This is a genomic window from Rugamonas sp. (assembly GCF_025354735.1).
Taxonomy (GTDB): Bacteria; Pseudomonadota; Gammaproteobacteria; order Burkholderiales; family Burkholderiaceae_D; genus Rugamonas.
Genome location: NZ_JANXMI010000100.1, coordinates 1 through 6094 on the forward strand (window position 1 = coordinate 1; position 6094 = coordinate 6094).

Annotated in this window: 6 protein-coding genes; 2 read left to right on the forward strand and 4 right to left on the reverse strand. The window is 53.6% G+C overall.

The genetic code is table 11. The annotated features are described in order from the left end of the window. Nucleotides 1–339: 339 nt before the first annotated feature. The 3 genes from Q0S71_RS08775 to Q0S71_RS08785 form a co-directional block, all read right to left on the reverse strand. Nucleotides 340–732, reverse strand: coding sequence for a hypothetical protein (locus Q0S71_RS08775; protein WP_295994000.1), 393 nt, complete (start codon nt 730–732; stop codon nt 340–342). A 235-nt stretch (nt 733–967) separates the two neighbouring features. After that, entirely contained in the window at nt 968–1375 is a 408-nt protein-coding gene (locus tag Q0S71_RS08780; RefSeq protein ID WP_295994001.1) for a hypothetical protein, read from the reverse strand. A gap of 219 nt (nt 1376–1594) precedes the next feature. Beyond that, complete coding sequence (locus Q0S71_RS08785; RefSeq protein WP_295994002.1) at nt 1595–2275, reverse strand: CPBP family intramembrane glutamic endopeptidase; 681 nt, start codon at nt 2273–2275, stop codon at nt 1595–1597. A gap of 743 nt (nt 2276–3018) precedes the next feature. Between Q0S71_RS08785 and Q0S71_RS08790 the strand changes: the two genes are divergently transcribed. Then, on the forward strand, nt 3019–3798 hold the full coding sequence (locus Q0S71_RS08790; protein WP_295994003.1) for an EAL domain-containing protein: 780 nt from the start codon (nt 3019–3021) through the stop codon (nt 3796–3798). Nucleotides 3799–4150: 352 nt separating this feature from the next. Here Q0S71_RS08790 and Q0S71_RS08795 read toward each other — a convergent pair whose 3' ends face one another. Continuing rightward, nucleotides 4151–4564, reverse strand: a complete 414-nt coding sequence (locus Q0S71_RS08795; RefSeq protein WP_295994004.1) for a hypothetical protein — start codon at nt 4562–4564, stop codon at nt 4151–4153. Between the two features lie 278 nt (nt 4565–4842). Between Q0S71_RS08795 and Q0S71_RS08800 the strand changes: the two genes are divergently transcribed. Then, nucleotides 4843–6094: serine/threonine-protein kinase (locus Q0S71_RS08800; protein ID WP_295994005.1), on the forward strand; the 1252-nt coding region annotated here is incomplete at its 3' end.

Sequence of the window (6094 nt, forward strand, 5' to 3'; positions counted from 1 at the left end):
TGGCCGGATACAGTCGGACGCAAATTTAGATTGGCAAAATCTTTTCACGAAAGCTAACTTGACTCATAGCCTTTTTCGCCTTGGAATACGCAAAAAATATTCACTAAAATTATGGTGATAACGTACGGCAGCGAGAGAATAAAAATAATTAGCTCGTATGTGTCCCACAGCCCATCTTTCGCATCAGAAAAAAAGCTAGAAAAATAATAAATTAGAGTAAATAAAATGGCCAGCACAACCCAAATTAGAATTGCTGAGCCTAAAAACTGAACACGTGTTAGGTCAAAAATAGAACGCATAATTACTGCTCCTGGGGCTGCTTTTGGCCGAACTCAGTCCTTAAATTCGGATGCGGATAAATAATTCCCCTAACGTCAAATCGTCGCTCCACACTGATTCTAGATTCAGTGCATACCGTTTCTGAAGGTCGTTTGCCAAAGTCTCCAACTCCAACGCGTCAGGCAGCCACTGACTTGGATACAGGCTTCGATAGACATCTAAGATTTTATCGTCAGGTCCAAATTTCAGTTTATCCTTATCCGAAAATGCAAATGCGGAAACGAACAGTAAAAGGAACGAGCGGATTTCCTCCTTTGATGCCGTTGGAAACGTCCGCCGCCAACCTTGCCCCTCGCAGCTACGGAGTCTATAAGGGCGAGGAAGATTCGGTCGGTACTTTGTCGAAATCAGCAGACCGACAAGTACAACGGCAAAGATGAGAACAATAATCAAGTTACACCTCCAAATCGTATCAGGTCAGTCTCTCCGATAGGTCCGCTGTTGGCCGAATCCAGGCTGTGACCATGAGGATAGCAAAAAAATTCAGCGCTATTTCCATTTGTATTCCTGCAATTCTCCAATCAAACGGCTGCTTGTGCCCGAACTCAGCCGCCACGAGGTTTCTTAGTTGCTGGATGGAGCATACTTGAATTTATAACCCAAGTGCACACAGAAATATAACATCTTTTCAACAGGTAATATTTTTTTTAAGCTCGTAATCGCCTTTGAACTCGGGTCCGAGTTTACCTAAATCATCGATATTATCTGATTCCGGGAACCCAACAAGTACGTTTTCTCCATTACGTGGATAGATTGCGGTCCAGTATTTTTTGTGCCGCATCATTGCAATGTTCGTATAAACGCACATCATCCACCTTGACGCTTCCGCACTTCGTGTAGAAAAACCGGGTATTTCTAGGCTTGACGTCGCGTCCGTGTTCGACAACTCTTTGACCGAATAGTCCAAATTTGGAAATCCCGTCTCTTTCGGAAGGAACTCTATTTCTTCCGCAAATGATACCGTGGAAATAGTTAACAACCCTACGGCAAGAATTAATCTAATACGCATAATATCTTTCGACGAAATGTCAAACATAGGATTTACGAGCAATAATCAGTCCAACCGAGACGCGCACCATATTCTATCCGTCCGCTCCTGGCCGACCTCGGCCGACGGCGTTCAGGATAGCAGCTTGCTAACCTGAAAAACTCACGAATTCTCACTTCAGGCTGAAGCCCCCCCAAAGCAGCCTTAAAAATAGACCTTGCGACGTTTAGATAACGGGAGTGACCTAGGCCCTCGTCAATTCGGGAACTAAACTCCGGTGCGTACAGTCACCGCATTCTTGGCCTTTCCTGCCATGCCCAACGGCGCAAGAAGCAACCCGACGGCATCGATCAGAGTATGAGCGAATATGCATGCAACGAGGTTATTTGTGATGACGAACAGCATTGATAGTATGAGGGCAGCCCACAGTACGGAAAAGAGGTGACTAAAACCCCATCGAAAATGAGATGTAACGAAAACGAACAGCGAGACGATCAAGGCCATTGTCGAACTGCCAAATAACTGTGAGCCAATGCCCATAGCATAACCACGGTATAGTATCTCTTCTGTTACGCCTGCGGTAAGAACTAAAAAAGCTCTGTAAGGAAGCGAAAGCGCCACCAGTTTAATGAACGGATCCTTTTCGATCGCCGTGCCCCAGCCTTTCTTACGAAGTATGGCATCTACGAGAGGCCATGATATAAGAACGCAAAAGGTTGCGGCGACCGAGACGACAATGGCACTTATTTTTGGCACCTCTAGGCCGATAGACGAACGCCAATTGCTGAAAGATGCCGCTGCAATAGCTAGAACTACTGCTGCGATAACCCACATTGCAGCCCGGGAAGACAAACCGAGCGAATCCGCACCTATTATTCTTTGAATTAACAATAGGATGGGGACGCCCAGCAGAGCTATAAAGAGGCCGATTGTAAGGAGCAGATGCATTGCCATTTTTAGGGATCGCAGCGATTGAATGGGATGGCCGCTCTTGGCCGGAAACGGTCAATAGCACCTACCCTAGCATGTCACCTTACCCGAAAATAGGCACTTTGAGGCACTTTGGTCATCGCAACGCTTAAGGATCATGGGGAGCAGGATGGTCGATTCCGAGTCTTGAAATCTTTTGCGCTTTTGACAGATTCTTCGCATCTTTCCGATTATGTACCTTGCCGCACAGACTTCCGAGCGTGCTCCACGCTATAAGTAAATTACCTTACTTGAACGGAGCACGTTATGAAGACCCTCATTATTCTATTTTTCGCTTCCATCGTTTTGAGCGGATGCATCGTCTCTCCCCTTTACGGCCCCGATGGACGGGGCCGTGGCGGAGATCATGAGCACAGGGACCGCGACGAAAATCACTACAATGGCTATCATGATCGAGACGACCATCATGGCGAACCCTACCGAGATTAACCTGTTAATAATGTCATCTGTCAGTTACTAGCCGCGGCGACTCTTGGTCGATCTCGGCCGGTTGGACAGGATGGCATCTTGCTCATGTGGAAAATTCACAGATTGTCACGACCAGTTCGCTCCGGGAACAGGAAAACCATGTGGCTAAACACCGACGCTCCCGCTGGAGAAGCCTGCTATGACTTGCGGAACCGCTTGTTGAGTTGATGTGATCCAGCAAATATCAGTGATAATGATTTTCCGGTGCATTCCTTAGAAAGAATAGGTGCCACATGAGTTCGACTTCATTCGCGCAGAGCGACACGCCGTCCGGCAAGTGCCAGAAATGCAAAGATGAGCAAGAATTAGGATTTGACATTGTGTTCGCCTATCAACCCATCGTTGATCTGCGCGCCCGTTCGATTTATGCGCACGAGGCATTGGTGCGGGGGCCGAACGGAGAGTCTGCTTTTTCGGTCCTGTCACAAGTGACTGACGCCAACCGCTATTTATTCGACCAGGCGTGCCGGGTGCAAGCAATCAAAGGAGCGGCAGAATTAGGCTTGAAGGAGTCGTTGTCGATTAATTTTCTGCCGAATGCAGTGTACCAACCGGCAGCTTGTATTCGCAGTACGTTCGCAGCGGCGCAACACTACCAATTCCCGATCGAACGCATCATTTTTGAAGTAACCGAAGGCGAGCGTGTGCAGGACCGGGCGCATCTCGTCAATATCTTTCGGGAATATAGTCGCTTTGGCTTTCGCACCGCGATAGATGACTTCGGGGCTGGCTATGCCGGCTTGAACTTGTTCTCCGAGTATCAGCCTGACATCATTAAGATCGATATGGACCTGATTCGCGACATCGATACCAGCACGCCAAAACAGGCCATCGTCAATGGCATCGTGGCGATCTGCGCCGCGCTCAACGTGCGGGTGCTTGCCGAAGGCATTGAAACAAAGGCTGAGCGCGACTTCCTCTACGATGCCGGCGTCGACCTTATGCAGGGGTATTGGTTCTGCAAACCCGCGTTCCGAGCGCTAGGCGTCATCGAGTCCTCGGCGTGGGATTGAACAGTAGGCTAGCGCTTCCTTTGATTGCATTTCCTATTTCGCCCCGTCAACTTCGTCAAGGCGCATCAGGTGATTACTTATTTCGCGCATTATCGTTCCCTGGACTGCGATTTCACGATTCCCGAGAGCTCGCATATCATCGGAGGCAATTCCCGTCATTGCCGCCCTGCGTAAAGATTTAGCCTCGGAATCTCTACCTGGTCCCTCCAGAACAGTCGCACGCAAGGCCACGTCTCGCACAAAGTCCATCGACTCTGCGGCTAGCCGTGGTGCCGCACCGGGCGGCGGAAACAAGGGCAGTTGGCTAGCTATCGTGTCAGCGACCACCTCATTTCAGTGTGCGGCACACCTTTCAAGCGTGGCCGTCCCTCGGGCTAACGAATACATCGTGGCGTAGCACTTCGCGTGATTTTATGAGCTCAAGCTTGATATCCAATGGCGGCTCGACCAACACTTGCTTGCCCATCAGATGCTGGTCCAACATGCCATGGGCGACCGGGCCGATCCAATAAGCGAAGCCGGGCTTCAGGCGAAATGACGACACGAAGTGAACGCCGTTGTTCCAATCGACGATGTTGAAACGCGCCTCGGCTTCGAGTACGGAGGCCGGTTTTTCAATCGAGAAATAACCGCTGCCCCATTCGCTGCTGCCCACGCCCGGCGTCCGCTCACCCCAGCATCGGTAGAGCATGACGCCAGCGCTCAGCTGTAGCTCTGGGGCATGGGCAAAGCCCTTCGACTGCCAGTCGCTAGCGCAATATGCCATGATCTCGTCCTTTCGTCGGTCGCCGGATCCACACCGCCCTCGTTCCCGCGCGGCGACACAAGCACGGTTAGGCCGCCACGTCGCTGGTTCGCGCCTTCGGTAGCGGGCCCGGCCGACTCTGTTCTGCTAGAGATCGCGAATCTGGCGACGAAAGCAACTCAGCAAGGATATCAGGATGCCGTATCGCGCCCTAAATGTATTATTCAATTGACATGCGAGCGCTGATTGGGATGTAATAAGAAGCTCGCGATATCCCTTTCACATGGCTAGCTATCATCATGAATCCTCCCCCTGATGATGACGATCACACCGTCCTCGCGCCCGCCCCGGCATTCCCGAATGCGCTCGCGGCCGGCACCCAGCTGGGCGAGTTTGAAATCACCAAGGTCATCGGCCAGGGTGGTTTCGGCATCGTCTATCTGGCGCGCGACCATTCGCTGGGCCGCGACGTTGCGCTTAAAGAATACATGCCCGCCGCGTTCGCCGGGCGTACCAGCGAAACCCAGGTCACCATCCTGTCCACGCACTACGAGGAAACCTTCAACGTCGGCTTGAGCAGCTTCGTCAAGGAGGCGCAGTTGCTGGCGCGCTTCGACCATCCTTGCCTGGTGAAGGTCTATCGTTTCTGGGAAGCCAACGGCACCGGCTACATGGCGATGCCTTTCTATCAGGCGCCGACGCTCAAGCAAATGCTCAAGCAGGAGCACGCGCTGCTGTCGACCGAAACGTGGTTGAAAACCTTCCTGGGACACATACTCGACGCGCTCCAGGTGCTGCATGACAAGCAGATTTATCACCGCGATATTTCGCCGGATAATATCCTGATGCTGGGCGAGGAGGTGCCGCTGCTGCTGGACTTCGGCGCCGCCCGCCGCGTGATCGGCGACATGACTCAGGCGCTGACGGTGATACTCAAGCCCGGCTACGCGCCGATAGAGCAGTACGGCGAAATGGGCGATCACATGGCGCAGGGGCCGTGGACCGACCTGTACGCGCTGGCGTCGGTGATTTATTTCATCATCGTCGGCAAGGTGCCGCAGGCGGCCGTGTCGCGGCTGGCGGCCGACGGCATGAGCAAGCTGGCCGACAGCGCCAGGGGCCGCTACAGTCCCGAGTTTCTCGAAGCGATAGACGCCGCCCTGAACGTACGGCCCGAGCACCGGCCGCAAAGCGCCGCCGCTTTCCGCATGCTGCTGCAACTGGAAAACGCGCCGACCACGCAGCGCCACATATCCAGCACCGTGCTGGTCGACGAGTTTGCCGCGCCGGTGACGACGCGGCCGCTCAAGGATGCCACCGCCGCGCCGCGCACGCAGGACGGCGCCGCACCGAAGACGGTCCAGCCTGCCGTCACGGCCATGCCGCCGCCCCGGCCCGCCGCCAGGCCGCGCAAGCTGCCGCTGATTCCGCTCGCCGCCGTGGGCGCCGTGCTGGTGCTGGGCGCGGTGTTGCTGGCCTGGTCCGGCGGGCGGGACCGCAAACCGGCCGCGCCGCCGGCCGCCGTGGCGGTGGCTGCCCCACCCGCGCCGG

Coding starts and splice junctions, on each gene's coding strand:
- Q0S71_RS08780 (WP_295994001.1), bottom strand. CDS start 1,375: ATGTTTGACATTTCGTCGAAAGATATTATGCGTATTAGATTAATTCTT.
- Q0S71_RS08785 (WP_295994002.1), bottom strand. CDS start 2,275: ATGCATCTGCTCCTTACAATCGGCCTCTTTATAGCTCTGCTGGGCGTC.
- Q0S71_RS08790 (WP_295994003.1), top strand. CDS start 3,019: ATGAGTTCGACTTCATTCGCGCAGAGCGACACGCCGTCCGGCAAGTGC.
- Q0S71_RS08795 (WP_295994004.1), bottom strand. CDS start 4,564: ATGGCATATTGCGCTAGCGACTGGCAGTCGAAGGGCTTTGCCCATGCC.